17 protein-coding genes are annotated in these 14,899 nt (G+C 71.3%); 13 read left to right on the top strand and 4 right to left on the bottom strand.

What is annotated here, in order from left to right; translation table 11 throughout:
- Positions 1-144: 144 nt before the first annotated feature.
- The 11 genes from D466_RS0116835 to D466_RS0116790 all read left to right on the top strand — a co-directional run bounded on the left by D466_RS0116835 (position 145) and on the right by D466_RS0116790 (position 9,755).
- Entirely contained in the window at positions 145-2,487 is a 2,343-nt protein-coding gene (locus D466_RS0116835; protein WP_018914876.1) for a TonB-dependent receptor, read from the top strand.
- Positions 2,488-2,551: 64 nt separating this feature from the next.
- Positions 2,552-3,259: a MotA/TolQ/ExbB proton channel family protein gene (locus D466_RS0116830; protein ID WP_018914875.1), complete on the top strand. Its 708-nt coding sequence runs from the start codon at positions 2,552-2,554 to the stop codon at positions 3,257-3,259.
- Between the two features lie 104 nt (positions 3,260-3,363).
- Complete coding sequence (locus D466_RS0116825) at positions 3,364-3,780, top strand: biopolymer transporter ExbD (protein ID WP_018914874.1); 417 nt, start codon at positions 3,364-3,366, stop codon at positions 3,778-3,780.
- A complete protein-coding gene (locus D466_RS0116820) occupies positions 3,777-4,529 on the top strand; it encodes a TonB family protein (RefSeq protein ID WP_018914873.1) in 753 nt (250 codons plus the stop codon). The genes D466_RS0116825 and D466_RS0116820 overlap by 4 nt, the downstream gene beginning before the upstream one ends.
- Entirely contained in the window at positions 4,526-5,566 is a 1,041-nt protein-coding gene (locus D466_RS0116815) for an ABC transporter substrate-binding protein (protein WP_018914872.1), read from the top strand. Before D466_RS0116820 ends, D466_RS0116815 begins: the two co-directional genes overlap by 4 nt.
- Positions 5,563-6,459, top strand: coding sequence for an ABC transporter permease subunit (locus D466_RS24165; RefSeq protein ID WP_018914871.1), 897 nt, complete (start codon positions 5,563-5,565; stop codon positions 6,457-6,459). Before D466_RS0116815 ends, D466_RS24165 begins: the two co-directional genes overlap by 4 nt.
- Positions 6,426-7,235 (top strand): hypothetical protein, encoded by an 810-nt coding sequence (locus D466_RS24160; RefSeq protein ID WP_018914870.1) that lies wholly within the window; start codon positions 6,426-6,428, stop codon positions 7,233-7,235. The genes D466_RS24165 and D466_RS24160 overlap by 34 nt, the downstream gene beginning before the upstream one ends.
- Entirely contained in the window at positions 7,232-8,344 is a 1,113-nt protein-coding gene (locus D466_RS22145; protein ID WP_018914869.1) for an ABC transporter ATP-binding protein, read from the top strand. The genes D466_RS24160 and D466_RS22145 overlap by 4 nt, the downstream gene beginning before the upstream one ends.
- A complete protein-coding gene (locus tag D466_RS0116800; RefSeq protein ID WP_018914868.1) occupies positions 8,344-9,087 on the top strand; it encodes a hypothetical protein in 744 nt (247 codons plus the stop codon). The genes D466_RS22145 and D466_RS0116800 overlap by 1 nt, the downstream gene beginning before the upstream one ends.
- Entirely contained in the window at positions 9,084-9,248 is a 165-nt protein-coding gene (locus D466_RS24540; protein ID WP_018914867.1) for a hypothetical protein, read from the top strand. Before D466_RS0116800 ends, D466_RS24540 begins: the two co-directional genes overlap by 4 nt.
- Positions 9,249-9,431: 183 nt before the next feature.
- Positions 9,432-9,755 (top strand): type II toxin-antitoxin system HicB family antitoxin, encoded by a 324-nt coding sequence (locus D466_RS0116790; RefSeq protein WP_018914866.1) that lies wholly within the window; start codon positions 9,432-9,434, stop codon positions 9,753-9,755.
- A 37-nt stretch (positions 9,756-9,792) separates the two neighbouring features.
- Here the strand turns inward: D466_RS0116790 and D466_RS22140 are convergent, their stop codons facing one another.
- Positions 9,793-10,134, bottom strand: a complete 342-nt coding sequence (locus tag D466_RS22140) for a DUF3579 domain-containing protein (RefSeq protein WP_018914248.1) — start codon at positions 10,132-10,134, stop codon at positions 9,793-9,795.
- A gap of 285 nt (positions 10,135-10,419) precedes the next feature.
- Between D466_RS22140 and D466_RS0116780 the strand changes: the two genes are divergently transcribed.
- Positions 10,420-10,872, top strand: a complete 453-nt coding sequence (locus D466_RS0116780; protein ID WP_038166263.1) for an isoprenylcysteine carboxylmethyltransferase family protein — start codon at positions 10,420-10,422, stop codon at positions 10,870-10,872.
- Here the strand turns inward: D466_RS0116780 and D466_RS0116775 are convergent.
- Positions 10,841-11,698: a hypothetical protein gene (locus D466_RS0116775; RefSeq protein ID WP_018914246.1), complete on the bottom strand. Its 858-nt coding sequence runs from the start codon at positions 11,696-11,698 to the stop codon at positions 10,841-10,843. The two genes, D466_RS0116780 and D466_RS0116775, sit on opposite strands and share 32 nt — an antisense overlap.
- Positions 11,699-11,741: 43 nt before the next feature.
- Positions 11,742-13,238, bottom strand: coding sequence for an anthranilate synthase component I (trpE, locus tag D466_RS0116770; protein ID WP_018914245.1), 1,497 nt, complete (start codon positions 13,236-13,238; stop codon positions 11,742-11,744).
- Between the two features lie 358 nt (positions 13,239-13,596).
- Here trpE and D466_RS24155 point away from each other — a divergent pair, with 358 nt between their 5' ends.
- Positions 13,597-14,304 (top strand): chalcone isomerase family protein, encoded by a 708-nt coding sequence (locus D466_RS24155; RefSeq protein WP_196803480.1) that lies wholly within the window; start codon positions 13,597-13,599, stop codon positions 14,302-14,304.
- A gap of 13 nt (positions 14,305-14,317) precedes the next feature.
- Here D466_RS24155 and D466_RS22130 read toward each other — a convergent pair.
- Positions 14,318-14,899, bottom strand: a 582-nt coding sequence (locus tag D466_RS22130) for an HAD-IA family hydrolase (protein WP_018914865.1), incomplete at its 5' end; no start/stop codon positions are given.

Raw genomic sequence — 14,899 nt, 5'->3', positions numbered from 1 at the left:
CTTGGTGAGGATTCGGACAGGTTCGCGCAACCTGAACATCACGCGCTGCCGATGCAATGGAGTCCAGGCTCGCAACCCTGGTTTCGCGGGCCGACGACACCGGCCGAAGAGAGCCCCCGAATTCCATCGCCATCCGGAGCATCCATGACTCACCGCACCACGCCGCCTGCGCTTCGCCGCAAGCTCCTGTCCCAAGCCGTGCTGCTGGCGCTGTACGCCTCGTCAGCCGCCGTCTACGCCCAGGGCACCACCGCCACCGACCTGGGCACCGTGCAGGCCGGCGCGCAAGGCGCCGCGCAATCGGGCCAGGCCAAGAAGCAAAGCGCCCCGTACCAGGCGCTGAGCCGCAACTCCCTGAAGGCGACGCAGCCGCAATCGACCATCAGCCAGCATGTGATCGAGGAAACAGCCGCGCCGGCGTCCAACTATTCCGACATCGTCGGGATCAGCCCGAGCGTGATGAGCATCGACCCCAACGGTCCCGGCTTGTCCGAATCGGGCAACAACCACGTCGGCGGCCCCTCGATCCGCGGCTTCACGGACGGCCAGTACGACGTGACCTTCGACGGGATCCCCTGGGGCGATTCCAACGATTTCACGCACCACTCGACGACCTACTTCATGCCCCAGGATCTGGGGCCGATCACCGTCGAGCGCGGTCCGGGTGACGCCAGCAACATCGGCCCGGCGACCTTCGGCGGAACCATCCACGTGAGCTCGAAGGATCCGTCGAACATCCCGAAGGCGACGATCTACGGCAGCATCGGCAGCTGGGGCACCCACATGCTGGGCGCGGAATTCGACACCGGCCTGATGAAGGACTATGGCGACACGCGCGCCTTCTTCGACTACCGCAAGCTCGACAGCAACGGCTACCTGAGCAACACCTCGTTCCACCGCTCGAACCTGTTCCTCAAGGTCGAGCGTCCGGTGGGCGACGACTCGCTGCTGACCGTCGTGGGCATGAAGAACCACACGCTGCAGCACCCGCCGTTCGGCGCGACCACCGAGCCCTACGTGGCCATCCCCAGCGGCAACACCGGCGACCCCGCCACCGCCCCCGGCGTGCCCGGCCAGATGCAGGCCTTCGGCAGCAACTACGGCTTCAACACCAACCCGCTCAGCCAGGCCGACGCCGCGTACAACTACGACGACATCACGACCGACTTCGAATACGTCGACCTGAAGACCCATATGGGCGACTGGAAGGTGGACAACAAGGTCTACACCTACGCCTACTACCACAACGGCTACGCCGGATTCGCCCCCAACGACCAGGCCTGCCACTACGGCACCCTCGACTGCCCGGGTGGGGTGAGCGACGGCACGGTTCCCGCCGCGGCGGCCGCGGCCGCCGCCACCAACAACAGCGACGGCTCGGTGTACCTCTACCAGATGTACATGAACTACCGCTCCTGGGGCGACCTGCTGCGCACGGCCAGGGACTTCTCCACCGGGACCCTCAAGACCGGGGTGTGGATCGACCGCCAGGACAACGGACGCTACGAGACCAGCACCTATGCGGGCGCCGGGCAATACAACAGCGACCGCCTGATGAAGGACTCGCTGACCCAGCTGCAGCCCTACGTGGAATACCAATGGAAGGTGGCTCCCAGGCTGGTGCTCACCCCCGGGCTGCGCGACGCCTACTTCCGCCGCACCTTGGACGCGCAGATCAACCAGGGCAGCGGCCAGCCGGCCTACGGCATCGCCAAGAGCTGGAACAAGCTGCTGCCGTCGATCGACGCCCACTACACGGTGCAGCCCGGCTGGGTGGTGTACGCGCAGGCCGCCGAAGGCTTCCTCGCCCCCAACCTGAACGTGTTCTACAGCACCGACCCGCTGCAGACCGCCGATGCGGTTTCCCCGCAGACCACGCAGAACTTCCAGCTGGGAAGCTCCTGGCGCTCGCAGGACCTGGTGCTGTCGGGCGACGTCTATCGCGTGAACAACAGCAATGCGGTGATCGGTGCCAAGCTCAAGGGCAACACCCTGACCTACAAGTACGGCAAGGCGCACTACCAGGGCATCGAGGCCGAAGGCACGTACTACGTCGGCTCGGGCTACAGCGTATACGCCAACGCCTCGTACAACGAGGCGATCGACGACAACGCGGACGCCACCCAGGGTCAACAACTCGCGGGCATTCCCAAGCACACGGAAGCCCTGGGCCTGATCTACAACCAGGGCCCGTGGTACGGCGCGCTGATCACCAAGTTCCTGGGCTCGCGCTACGGCGACTTCAACGGCGCCACGCCGATCTATCCCTTCTCGTCCATCGCCATCACCAACCTGGCGATCAACTACACCGCGCAGGGCGACAACATGCTGCCCAAGGGCGCGAAGATCGGACTGCAGATCGGCAACCTGTTCGACAACCAGAAGCTGTTCGCACTGGCCGGCTACACCGCCAGCAGCGGCGTTCCCTTGTTCTACAACAACGCCGGGCGCAGCGTGACCCTGAACCTGTCCTACCCCTTCGAGTAAGCGTCGCAGCCACGGCGCCGGCGGCGGACCCTCGAGTCCGCGCCGGCGCCCACCGGATCCCCTCATGAATGCCCAGATCATCCTCCACGCCGCCCGCACCTCGGGCGGCATCCTGTACCTGATGGCCGCGCTGCTGCTGGTCGCGCTGGCCGTCATGCTCGAGCGCTTCTGGGCGCTCGCGCGCATGCAGGGCCAGTGCCGCGAATGGGTGCGCAAGCTCAAGGAGCTGACCCATGTCGATGCCTCGCAACTGCGCGAGGCGCTGCAGCGCGACGAGCGTTCACCGGCCGCCCACGTGGTGGCGGTGGCGCTGACCCATGATCTGGGCGACCCCATGCACCACCTGCAGGACCGCCTGGAAGAAGCGGTCATGGACCAGGTTCCGCGCATCGACCGCGGCCTGTGGGTGCTCGACACCATCGTCACGCTGGCACCACTGCTCGGGCTGCTGGGAACCATCGTGGGCATGTTCAACACCTTCCAGGCCCTGTCGAATCCGGCCGGAGCGACCCAGCAGGTCACGGGCGGCGTGGGCGAGGCGCTCCTGGCCACCGCGGCGGGCCTGTTCATCGCCGTGCTCGGACTCGTGGCGTTCAACGCGCTGCAGCAGCGCGTGCGCCTGCTGGTGCATCAGCTCGAGCGCATCAAGCTCATGCTGGCCAACCGCATGTACCCCCACTACCGGACCCATCGCGGCCCTGGCAGGAACCTGCCGGATGCCCCGGGGCACCATGCCGCGGGCCCGGCCCAGGGCGTGCAACTGCTTCAGTGAGGGCCACGCGCCACCACTGCGGACGAACATCGTGAGAACGGGCGCCGGGATGGGCCCGCTTCGGCCACAGCACGCCTGTGGCGTCTTTTTTTCCCGCCCACCTCATGCGCTATTTCGAAACCCGCAAGGCCCGCATCGAGATCATCCCGATGATCGACATCATGTTCTTCCTGCTGGTGTTCTTCATCATGGTGACCCTGCACATGATCCCCGATGCCGGCATCGCCTCGCGCCTGCCGGGCAGCAGCACCGCGCAGGCGATGCCCAAGCCGCAGATGACCCTGGCGGTCGACCGCGCCGGCATGATCCACTTCCAGCAGCGCGAACTCAGCCCCGCGCAGCTCACCACGCTGCTGCGCAGCAAGCCTGACGCATCGGACCTTCAAGTCACCTTGGCCGGTGACAAGGACGTCTCGCTGCAGTCGCTGATGCGCGTGATGGACGCCTGTCGCAATGCGGGCGTGACCCACATCGGCCTGGCGGCGCGCGCCGAGGGCGCCGACCCGGCGCAGGCCCGATGAACGCGCTGGGCATCGCCGCCACCGTCCCCTGGGGCCCGGACGAAGAGCCGGCCGCGGGCCGGCGCTGGGCCGCCAGCGTGGGCCTGGCGGCCCTCGTGGAGATCGCGCTGGTCGGGGCCGTGCTCTGGTTCGCGGGGCGCCCGGCTGCGCCCCCGCCGCTCCCGCCGCTGCAGATCACCCTGGTGCCGGCCCCCAAGCCTGCCCCCAAGCCCGCACCGAAGCCCGCCCCCCTGCGGGCACCCGAGCCGATTCACAAGCCGATTCACAAGCCGATTCCCAAACCCCTGCCCAAGCCCCGGCCGGTGGTGCGCCACCGGCGGCCCGTTCCCCCTCGCCCCGTGCCGGCGCCGCTGCCGCAGCCGGTCGCGCAGCCAGCGTCACCGGTGCCGGTGCCGGTGGCGGCCCCCGCGCCGCCCGCGCCTCCCGCACCGGCTGCGCAACCCGATGCCCAGGCCATCGCCTCGGCACGAGCGACCTTCGAGGCCGAGTTGCGCGACGCGATCCAGAACGCCGTGCGCTACCCCTCGGCGGCGCGCCTGATGCAGCTCAGCGGCAGGACGCTGGTCGGCTTCGATTTCCTGGACGGCCGCGTATCGGCGATCCACGTCCTTCAAAGCAGCGGCTCGGACCTGCTCGACGCCGCCGCGTTGCGGGCCGTGCGCGTGGCTTATTGCCCGCCGCCGCCGCCGAAGCTCGCGGGCAGGCTGCTGTCCTTCCACATCTGGGTTCGCTTCGTGCTCCAACCATGACCACCACCGCACCGATTCGCCACCGCGCGGCGCGCGTCGTGCGCTCGCTCGCCGCCGGCGCCGCCCTGCTCGCCTGGGCGACCGCGGGCGCCGGCGCCGACGCTTCCACGCTGCGCGTGTACGCCGCCTTCGGCTATGACCACGCCGTGGCGCAGGCCTTCACGAAAGCCACGGGCATCCCGGTGGACCTGGTGCACCTGAGCACCGGTCCGCTGCAGGCACGCGTGCAGGCCGAAGGGCCGCGTCCGCAATGGGACGTCGTCTGGTTCGACGGCGACACGGCCATGCGCGACATGGCCTCGCGCCACCTTCTGGCCTGTGGCTGGACGCCGCGCGTGGACTACGACACCGCCGGCATGGCGCTGGTGCCGGCCGACCGCTGCTACCTGCCGGTGGGGCTCACCTACGCCGGCGCACTGCTGGTGAATACACGCCGCGTGGGCACGCTGCCCGCCACCTGGTCCGACCTGGGCTCGCCCGCGCTGCGCGGCAAGGTGGGCATGAACAATCCAGCCATCTCCGGGCCCACCTTCCCCTTCGTCGCCGGCATCCTGCAGCACGATGGCATGCAGGCGGGCCAGGCCTGGTTCGAGCACCTCAAGGCCAACGGGCTGAAGGTGTACCCGACCAACAGCGTCACGCTGCGCGCGCTGCAGTACGGGCAGATCGACGTGGCCGTGGTGCAGAGCTCCGCCGCACTGGGCTTCGCGCAACGCGAAGCCCATCTGCGCGTGCTCACGCCCGCGCCCGTGGCCGAACTTCCGTCCGACATCGCCATCGGCGCGCACGTGCGGGGTGCCGAACGGCTGCAGGCCCGCCGATTCGTCGAGTTCGTGCTGTCACCGGCCGGCCAGCGGGCCATGCAGCAGGGCGACCCCAGCGCCGATTCCAACTACCAGCCGCTGCTGCGCGGCGTGGCGCCTCTGCCGGCGCTGGCGCGCCTGACGGTGCGCGACCCCCAGCGCCTGGATCCGGCGATCTGGGGCGCGCGCGAGGCCAGCGTGGACCAGTGGTTCAGCTCCCACGTACTCCATTGAGCGCTCCCGGGATCGGACCGCGGGCGCTGCAGCGCCCGCTCGAGGCCGCTGCCCCGCCAGGCGCGCGCGACGAGGCGCGCGCGCCGTGGCCGGGCCAGGCCCGGCATCGCGCCAGCCGCGCCCTCGGCCCCGCGCTGCTCGCGCTCGCCGCGCTGGCCTTGTGGGGCTGGCCCCTGGGCGGCTTCCTGGGCCAGGCGCTGGCGCCCGGACTGCTGCGTGGCGAGTTGCATCCCGACTTGGCCTCCTTCGCCCAGGCCTGGGCCGCCGGGGGCGCGGGCGCCCTGCGCAACAGCGGGCTCATCGCTTTGCTGGCCAGCCTGATCGCGTTGCCGCTGGGTGCCTGGCTGGCGTGGCTGCGCGAGCGCAGCCTGCTGGCGTGGCGCGCCTGGATCGAAGCCGGCATCTGGCTGCTGCTGGTGCTGCCCGGGTATTTCGTCGCCTCAGGCTGGATGCTGCTGGCCGCGCCCGTGGGGCCGTTGGCCCGCTGGCCCTGGCTCCTGGCGGGCGCCCAAGGCCTGCTCGGCCCTCCCGGCATCGTGCTCAGCCTGGCCTTCAAGGCCTTGCCCTACACCTTCCTCGCGCTGCAACTCAGCCTGCGCAGCGCCTCCGCGGCGCCGCAGGAAGCCGCCCGGGTACTCGGCCTGGGACGCGGCCATCGCCTGCGCCTGGCGGTGCACGCGCTGCTGCCCGCGCTGGCCGCGGGTTTCGCAGCCGCCTTTGCCGAGTCGGCCAGCGATTTCGCCGTGGCCGCCACGCTGGGCGCGGGCAGCGGCACGATGATGGCGACCTATGCCATCGAGCAGTCGGTGGCGGCGATGCCGGTGAACTTCCCGGCCGCCGCGGCGCCGCCGCGCGCAGCGTGGGCGCGCGCCACCGCCCGGCGCCGCCGCTGACGCTGCCGCCCGCGCAGGCGCTGGCGCACGCCGTCGGCGTGGCCGGGCTGGGCCTGCTCGCGCTCGGGGTTCCCCTGCTCAGCGCGGCCAGCCTGGCCTTCGGCGGCATCGGGCACGGCGAGGGTTTCGCGCGCTCCGCCGCGCAGCTGCTGCCGGCCTTCGGCTACTCGCTGCGCATGGCGCTGCTGGCCGCGACCGCGGCCACCGCGCTGGCCTGGCCGATGGCGCGCGCACTGGCCGCCGGCAGCCGACTCGGGCGCGCCGTCGACCTGGGTCTCACCGCGGCGATGGCCTTGCCCGGCATCGTGCTCGCGGCGGCCTACGTGCAGATGTACAACCTGTCCATCACCCCCTGGTACGGAGGCAGCGCGCTGCTGGCCATGGCCTACGTCGCGCTCGCGCTGCCGGCGGCGACCCGCATGCTGCAGGGACCGGTGGCGCAACTGCACGGCAGCCTCGGCGAGGCCGCGCGCGTGCACGGCCTGTCGCGCCTGCAGGCGCTGCTGCGGGTGGAATGGCCCCTGCTGACGCCGGCGCTTGGCGCGGCCTGGCTGATGACCGCGCTGCACGTGGCCTTCGAACTTCCGGCCTCGCAGCTGTTGTATCCGGCCGGCCATGCGCCGCTGGCGGTGGCTCTGCTGAACGCGGCCTCGGGCTTCCAGTTGCGCCTGCAGGCACGGCTGCAATTGCTGGGCATCGCGCTGTTGCTGGGCTTCGCGGCGCTGGCGCGCTGGACCTTCGCGCGTGCCGCCCGGCGCCTGGGAGACCCGCGATGAATGCCCTGGAACTGATCGGCGTGCACAAGCACTTCGGCGGGCACACGGCCCTGCGCGGCCTGGACCTGCGCATCGAGGCCGGGCAGATCGTCTGCCTGCTGGGCGCCTCCGGCTCGGGCAAGACCACGCTGCTGCGCATCGTCGCCGGCCTGGAAGCTCCCGACGGCGGCACGGTACGCATCGCCGGGCTGGTCGTGGCCGGGCCCGGGCAGGCCGCGCTGCCGCCCGAGCGCAGGGGCCTGGGCATGGTGTTCCAGGACTACGCCTTGTGGCCGCACCTGAGCGCGCTGGACAACGTGGCCCTGCCGCTGCGCGCGCGCAAAATGGCGCATGCCGCCGAGCAGGCGCTGGACATGCTGCGCCGCGTGGGACTGCAGGGGCTGCGCGACCGCCGTCCGCACGAACTCTCGGGCGGGCAGCAGCAGCGCGTGGCGCTGGCACGGGCGCTGGCGGTGCGTCCGCGCCTGCTGCTGTGCGACGAGCCGCTGTCGAACCTGGACGCCGCGCTGCGCGAGGAACTGCGCGAGCTGATCGGCGGCGTGGTCCGCGAACACGGCCTGTCGGCCCTGTACATCACCCATGACCACCGCGAGGCCTTTTCCCTGGGCGACCAGGTGGGTATTCTCGATGCCGGCGTGCTGCGCCAGATCGACGCTCCGCGCACCTTGCTGGCGATGCCCCGCGACGAACACGTGGCGCGGTTCGTGCACGCGCCGGGGCCGTGGCCGCTGCGCCGCGCGGGCGGCCTGCTGCATGCCCCCTGGGGCGCCTTGCCCGCTGCCGCCGGGACGGACCGGGCCGGCCACGGCGCCCGCCTCTACCTGCCGGCCGGCTCGCTGCGCGCGGCCGACGGCGCACCGCGCGACGGCGATAGCGCGGTGACGGCCGAGGTGCTGCGCTGCACGGCCACGCCGCAGGGTTTCGAACTGCACGTCACGCTGCACGGCGTGGCGTTGCGCCTGATGGGCCCGGCATGGCGAGCGCCGGGAGACCGTGTGGAACTGCACCTGGACCTGCGCCAGGCGCTGATCTACGAAGGCCGCGAGACGCCCGCAAGCCAGCGGGTCCCGACGGCTGAACTCGAACTCGAAAGGGAGAAGACGATTTGATGAATTGGACGCATTGGGGAGCGGCCGGCGCGATTTTCGCGGCCAGCGCCGTGGAATGGGTGGAAGCTTTCACCATCGTGCTGGCGGTGGCCTTGAGCATCGGCTGGGCGCGCGCCACGAGCGCCGCGATCAGCGCGCTGGCCCTGGTGAGCCTGCTGGTGGCCGCGGGCGCCGCCGGCTTGCACCTGATCGACGGCGACATGAACGTCATGCGCGCGGCCATCGGCGTGTTCCTGCTGCTGTTCGGGCTGCGCTGGTACGTGAAGGCGGTGCGGCGCTACGCCGGACGCACGCGCCTGCACGACGAGCTCGAGGAATTCCGCGAGACCCGCGAGGCGCTGGACCACGCGGAAGTGCGCGCCGCCTGGCTGGTGGCCTTCAAGGGCGTGCTGCTCGAAGGCCTGGAGGTGTGGCTGCTGGTGGTGGCCATGGGCCACGGGCTGGACCTCGGGCAGTCCGCCGCCGCGGCCGTGTTGGCGCTGCTGGTGGTGATCGCCGCGGGCATGGCGCTGCGCGCTCCGCTGAGCGCCGTGCCGGAGAACACGCTGAAGTTCCTGGTGGCCTGCGCCTTGCTGGCCTTCGGCAGCTACTGGAGCCTGGCCGGTGTGCTGGGTGAACAGGCAGCCTGGCCGATGGGCGACCTCAGCCTGCCGCTGCTGTTCCTGGTCTACGCCGTCTGCGGCCGTCTGCTCGCCGCGCAATTGCGCGTGCCGGCCGCGGCGCCCGCCGGGAGTCGCGCATGAAAAAACTCCTGCAGTTGATGTTCGGCGACTGGCGCAACGCCGGCGCCGTGGCCGCGTCGGCCGCCGCCGCCTACGCCGCCGCCCGTGCCTGGCCGGGCGTCGGCGCCTGGCTGCTGGTGCCCGCGTTGCTGCTGGCCGCCTGGTGGCAGGCCTCGGCCTGATCCGTACTCCGAATCCCGCGAGCCCGCAGGCGCTCGAAGGCCCTGCGATAGCCTGCCGCTGCGGGGAAAGCTTGACGGATGGTGTCATTAGTGACACCATCCGTCATATCCAGTCTTGAAAAACCTTAAGCCAGATGCGGACATCGCCCTCAAGCGTGCGCTTCGGCGATCTCTGGCGAATCGATGAACGTTGACCACTACACCTATCGCGTCACCTGGTCCTCGGAAGACATCGAACATGTCGGCTTGTGCGCCGAATTTCCCTCACTGTCCTGGCTCGCGGCCTCGCCGGAACAGGCACTGGCGGGCATCCGGCGCCTGGTGGCCGAGTGCGTGGCGGACATGATCTCGGCCTCCGAGCAGGTGCCCGAGCCCCTGGCCGATCGCAGATACAGCGGCGAGTTCAAGGTTCGCATCCCGCCGGAACAGCATCGTCGCCTGGCGATCGAGGCCAGCGAGCAAGGGGTGAGTCTGAACCGGCTGGTCAGTTCCAAGCTCACCGCGTGAGCACGCCGGCCCGCGCCGGGTGCAGCCCGGCGATGGTTCAGGCCACGCGCAAGCCGCTGGCGTCGGCAGCGGGGGCATGCGCTGTAGCCTGCCCGGCCGAGTCGAGGTCCAGCATGCAGGCCTGCACGGTCTCGAGGTTGTTGTCGCGCGCGAAACGCAGCACGAACTGGTAGGCCATGGGCTCCACGTCGGCCAGTTCGCGGCTGACCACCACCGCGCGCACGCCGTCGACCAGCGTGGGCATGCACAGGGGCGAATAGCACAGGTGTTCCTCGGCGTGCCCGGCCCCGATGGGGCGGAAGCGCGACATCACCCCGGCCAGGCGCTCGGCCCAGTCGCTGGGGCGGAAGGCGCGTCCTTCGTGCGTGCGCCCCAGCACCAGGATTTCCCCGGGCTGGAGATCACGGTTCAAGGCCCGTTGCACGGCGCGTTGTACGGCCGCCGGATCGGTGGGATCTAGCATCGGAGGAGCCTGCACGAAGGATTGTGTCCAGACCCTATTTTGCGCCTGCTCAGCCCCCCTGGCAAACCCTGATACGGGTGGATACGGAGCCGCCGGCCAGGTTTTCAGGGTGGAGCCCGGGCAGGCGCGCACTACCATGCGTTGCATGGAAACGTCGTTCACCCCCTTGCGGACAACCCCAGGGGCGCACGGAGGGACATCTTGAGTCCGGGGCTCCAGGGTCGCCTGTGGGTGCTGGCCCAGTTCGCCCTCATCGCGCTGATGCTGCTGTGGCCGGCGCATTGGCGCCTGAACGCCGCGGCGCTGGGCCTCGCGGCGGCCGGACTGGGCCTGGGCGCCTGGGTGCTGGCCTGGAACCGACCGGGCAATTTCAACATCCGCCCGGAGCCGCGGCCCTCGGGGCGCCTGGTCACGGGCGGTCCCTACCGGCGCATGCGCCACCCCATGTACAGCTCGCTGCTGCTGCTGATGGCCGCGGTGGCGGCGTCGGCCGCGGACCTGCCCCGCCTGGCCGCCTGGGTGGGGCTGCTGCTGGTGCTGCAGGGCAAGTCCTCGATGGAGGAGCGCCTGCTGCTGCGGCGCTGGCCCGAATACGCCGCCTACCGCGCGCGCAGCTGGAAATTCATCCCCAGGCCCGGGCCCCGGCATCCCTGAGCCCCAGCTGCAGCCACAGCGCGCCGGGCACGAGCAAGGCGAGGCCGGCCCAGCAGGCCCACGGCGCCGCGTTTTCCAGCAGGGACTGCAGCAGCAGCGCCGCGCCGGCCGCCAGGGGCAGCAGCGCCGGCAGGGTTCCCTGCCGCACGCCGTCGCGCGGCGCGATCCACAGCAAGGCCAGCGCAAGCACGCAGCAGGCGACCTGCGCGGCCAGCGCCCACCATGCCGTGGCGCCCGGATGCACCAACCAGTTCTCGCCGGCCACCACCGAGGCCACCGGCAGGGTGACGGCGGCACCGATCAGCTGGTAGAACACGAACTGCTCGCCGGCGCAGTCGATCAGCCGCGGGTCGCGCAGCAGGCGTTGCTGGGCCACCCACGCCAGCGCGGCGCACGCGGCCAGAGCCAGCCCGGGCAGCGGCAGCACGGCGCTCAGCACGAGCAGCACCAGCACGCCGGCGAGCAGGGCCGGCCACGCGCGCGGTCCGCGCCGCAGCGCGGCCTGCAGCAGCACGGCGCCCGCGCTGAATTCCACGGTGGCGGCGGCGCCCACGTGCGGCACGGCCAGGTACAGCAGCGCCAGGCGCACGCTGAACAGCAGGCCCAGGCCCATGCCGGGGGTCAGCGTGGCGTCCTGCGCGAACACGGCGATGTGGCGCCAGCGGGTCCACAGCCACAACAGGAGCAGCGAGGCCGTGCTGGTCAGCGTGGCCTGCAGCAGCGGCGGCACGTCGCGGGCCGCAACGGCCACCGCCGCCAGCTGCACGCCCCACAGCATGGCCCCGACGGCCTCGCCGCGTGCCGCCTTGCGCGAACTCGCGTCCATGCCGCCGGCCGGCCTGCGATGCAAAGGGGGCGCGGGCGCCTGCTCAGGCGTCCAGGCCCTGCTGCACCTGCTCGGCCGCGCGCAGCACCGCGCGCGCCTTGGCCTCGGTCTCGCGCCATTCCATCTCGGGCACCGAGTCGGCGACCACGCCCGCGGCCGCCTGCACGTACAGCCAGCCGTCCTTGACGATGCCGGTGCGGATGGCGATGGCCAGGTCCATGTCGCCGGCGAAGCTCCAGTAGCCCACGGCCCCGCCGTACAGGCCGCGGCGCGTGGGTTCGAGTTCGTCGATCACCTCCATGGCGCGGATTTTCGGCGCCCCCGACAGCGTGCCGGCGGGGAAGGTGGCGCGCATCACGTCCAGCGCGCCCAGGCCGGGTTGCAGCAGGCCCTCGACGTTGCTGACGATGTGCATGACATGGGAATAGCGCTCGATGGCGAAGGCCTCGGTCACCTGCACGGTGCCGATGCGCGCGATGCGCCCCAGGTCGTTGCGCGCCAGGTCGATGAGCATCAGGTGCTCGGCGCGCTCCTTGGGGTCGGCCAGAAGTTCGCGCTCGTTGGTCAGGTCCCGCTCGGCGGTTTCGCCGCGCGGGCGCGTGCCGGCCAGCGGGCGGATGGTCACCTTCTGCCCCTCGGGCGTGGCCTCCTGCCGCACCAGGATTTCCGGCGACGAACCCACCACCTGGAAGTCGCCGAAGTTGTACAGGTACATGTAGGGCGAGGGATTCAGCGTGCGCAGCGCCCGGTACAGCGACAGCGGCGACTGCCCGAAGCGCTTGCGCAGGCGCTGGCCGACCTGCACCTGCATGAAGTCCCCGGCGGCGATCAGTTCCTTGGCACGCTCCACCGCGCGCAGGTAGTCGGCGTGCTCGAACTCGTGCTCCACCGGCGTCACCTCGGCCGCGGGCATGGCCGGCGCCTTCACGCTGGCGCGCAGGCGTTCGCGCAACTCCAGCAGGCGGGCGCGGGCGCGCGCGTGGGCATCGGGCTGGGTCGGGTCGGCGTAGACGATGAAGCTCAGGCGGCCCGCCAGATTGTCGATGACCGCCAGTTCCTCGCATTGCAGCAGCAGGATGTCGGGAAGCTCCAGCGGGTCCGGGCGCGGGTTGCGCTGCGCCGAGGCCTGCAGGCGCGGCTCGATGTAGCGCGCCGCGTCATAGCCGAAGTAGCCGGCCAGGCCGCCGCAAAAACGCGGCATGCCCTGGGGCAGTGCCACCTTGTGGCGGGCGCGGAAGGCCTCGATGAAGGCCAGCGGCGGCTGCTCGGAACGCTCGACCTCGACGCCGTCGCGCAGCACGCGCGTGACGCCGGCCTTCACGCGCAGCTCGGTGCCGGCGGCCAGGCCGATGAAGGAGTAGCGTCCGAAGCGCTCGCCGCCGACCACGGATTCGAGCAGGAAGGTGTTGCGCGCCGCGCCGCCGTCGGTGAGCTTGAGATACAGCGACAGCGGGGTCTCGAGATCGGCGAAGGCCTGCGAGACCATCGCGATGCGGTTGTAGCCGGCGTCGGCCAGGGCCTGGAATTCGGTTTCGGTCATGGGTGGACTCACTGGCGGCCCCGGGGCCGCCGGATGTTCATGGGCCGCCCGCGACGGGCGGTCTCTCGGCTGCGGCGCGTGGCGCCGCCGGTCACGCCGCGCAGCGGCGCGAGCAGCAGCGGCGCCAGGGCCAGGCTCCCCGGTCCAGCGAACCCAAGGTGTGCTTGCGAGAGAGGAACATCGACGAGGACGAAGACAGGGCCCGCGGAAAACGGACAATACCCAAGCTGCGCGAACTTTAGCAAATCCCCACGGCGCGCAGCATGTGGGCGCGGGCCGATTGCCAAGCCGTCGCGATGCAGGCACACTGCCGCCCCATGCGAACGGTCGTTCGCTTTTCAACCGTCGAGGAGCCCCGATGCGTCTGCCCCGCCCGTCCAGACCGCCGCGCCGCGTGCCGCTGCCGCTGCTGAGCCTGCCCTCGTGCCTGGCACTGTGCCTGGCGCTGGCTCCAGGCGCCGGCGCCGCGCAGGCGTCCCAACCGGCCTCCGCACCCGCCGCCCCCGGCGCGTCGGCGCCGGCCGCGCAAGCGCCCGGCGCCTTGCGCCTGCACGGCGTCAGCGTGCCGCCGAGCGCGCAGGTGGGCAGCACCCGGCTCATGCTCAACGGCGCGGGAACACGCTACTTCCTGATCTTCAAGGTCTACGTGGCCGAGCTGTACCTGCCGCGGCCCGCGCACAGCGCCAGCGCCGCGCTGGGCATGCCCGGGCCCAAGCTGATGCGCCTGGTCATGCTGCGCGACGTCAGCGGCAAGGAACTGGGCGACAAGCTGACCGAGGACATCAAGAACAACGTGCCCGCGGCCGACTTCGCCACCATGATCACGGGCCTGGCGCGCATGGGCGGGCTGTTCGCCGACCGGCATGAGCTCCACGAGGGCGACGTGGTCGAGCTGGCCGACGTGCCGGGCCAGGGGATGCGCATCAGCATCAACGGGCAGGTCGAGGGCGCGCCCTACGCCGACGCGCACTTCTTCGACAACCTGCTGCGCGTGTGGCTGGGCCCGCGCCCCGCCGCGCAAGGCCTGAAGAAGGCCCTGCTGGGCGACTTCGACGACTCGAAGTGAGCGGGCGCGGCGCTCAGGCCAGGGGCAGCTGGTCCAGGCGGTCGAAATAGGCCAGCGCCGGCGTGGCGCGAATCGGCTCGCCGTGGTTGTAGCCGTAGGTGGCCAGCACCGCGGGGCAGCCGGCGGCCGCGGCGGCGGCGGCGTCGTTCTGGGAGTCCCCCACCATCAGGGTGCGCGCGGGTGCGTGCCCGAGGCGCTCGCAGGTGCGCAGCAGCGGAAGCGGATCGGGCTTCTTGCGCTCGTAGGCGTCACCGCCGGCGATCTCGGAAAAGAACTCCAGCAGGCCCTTGCGTTCGAGCAGTGCGCGCGCGTGCATCCCGGGCTTGTTGGTCACGCAGGCCAGTGCCAGGCCCGCGTCGCGCAGGCGCCGCAGGCCCTCGAGCACCCCGGGAAAGAGTGCGGAATGCCGGCCGTTGGCCTGCGTGTAGTGCTGCTGGTACACGCGCAGCGCCCGCGGGTGCAGCGCGTCGGCCTGCTGCGCCGGCAGGTGCAGGCGCAGCACCTGCGCGACCAGATGCTCCGAGCCCTTGCCCACGCGCTGCGCGACCTGCTCGGGCGTGATCTCGCCCAGGCCGAGTTCATGCAGCATGCCCCG

It is taken from the genome of Thiomonas sp. FB-6 (genome assembly GCF_000377645.1).
GTDB lineage: Bacteria > Pseudomonadota > Gammaproteobacteria > Burkholderiales > Burkholderiaceae_C > Thiomonas_A.
The sequence above is the reverse complement of the archived record's forward strand: the minus strand, read 5'-3'. Positions and strand labels throughout refer to the sequence as shown.

What these genes read in the sequence shown, in the direction of transcription:
- D466_RS0116775 (WP_018914246.1), bottom strand. Translation starts at nt 11,698, where the DNA reads ATGGACGCGAGTTCGCGCAAGGCGGCACGCGGCGAGGCCGTCGGGGCC.
- D466_RS24540 (WP_018914867.1), top strand. Translation starts at nt 9,084, where the DNA reads ATGAAAAAACTCCTGCAGTTGATGTTCGGCGACTGGCGCAACGCCGGC.
- D466_RS0116790 (WP_018914866.1), top strand. Translation starts at nt 9,432, where the DNA reads ATGAACGTTGACCACTACACCTATCGCGTCACCTGGTCCTCGGAAGAC.
- D466_RS0116815 (WP_018914872.1), top strand. Translation starts at nt 4,526, where the DNA reads ATGACCACCACCGCACCGATTCGCCACCGCGCGGCGCGCGTCGTGCGC.
- D466_RS0116800 (WP_018914868.1), top strand. Translation starts at nt 8,344, where the DNA reads ATGAATTGGACGCATTGGGGAGCGGCCGGCGCGATTTTCGCGGCCAGC.
- D466_RS24155 (WP_196803480.1), top strand. Translation starts at nt 13,597, where the DNA reads ATGCGTCTGCCCCGCCCGTCCAGACCGCCGCGCCGCGTGCCGCTGCCG.
- D466_RS0116820 (WP_018914873.1), top strand. Translation starts at nt 3,777, where the DNA reads ATGAACGCGCTGGGCATCGCCGCCACCGTCCCCTGGGGCCCGGACGAA.
- trpE (WP_018914245.1), bottom strand. Translation starts at nt 13,238, where the DNA reads ATGACCGAAACCGAATTCCAGGCCCTGGCCGACGCCGGCTACAACCGC.
- D466_RS0116830 (WP_018914875.1), top strand. Translation starts at nt 2,552, where the DNA reads ATGAATGCCCAGATCATCCTCCACGCCGCCCGCACCTCGGGCGGCATC.
- D466_RS22145 (WP_018914869.1), top strand. Translation starts at nt 7,232, where the DNA reads ATGAATGCCCTGGAACTGATCGGCGTGCACAAGCACTTCGGCGGGCAC.
- D466_RS0116825 (WP_018914874.1), top strand. Translation starts at nt 3,364, where the DNA reads ATGCGCTATTTCGAAACCCGCAAGGCCCGCATCGAGATCATCCCGATG.
- D466_RS0116835 (WP_018914876.1), top strand. Translation starts at nt 145, where the DNA reads ATGACTCACCGCACCACGCCGCCTGCGCTTCGCCGCAAGCTCCTGTCC.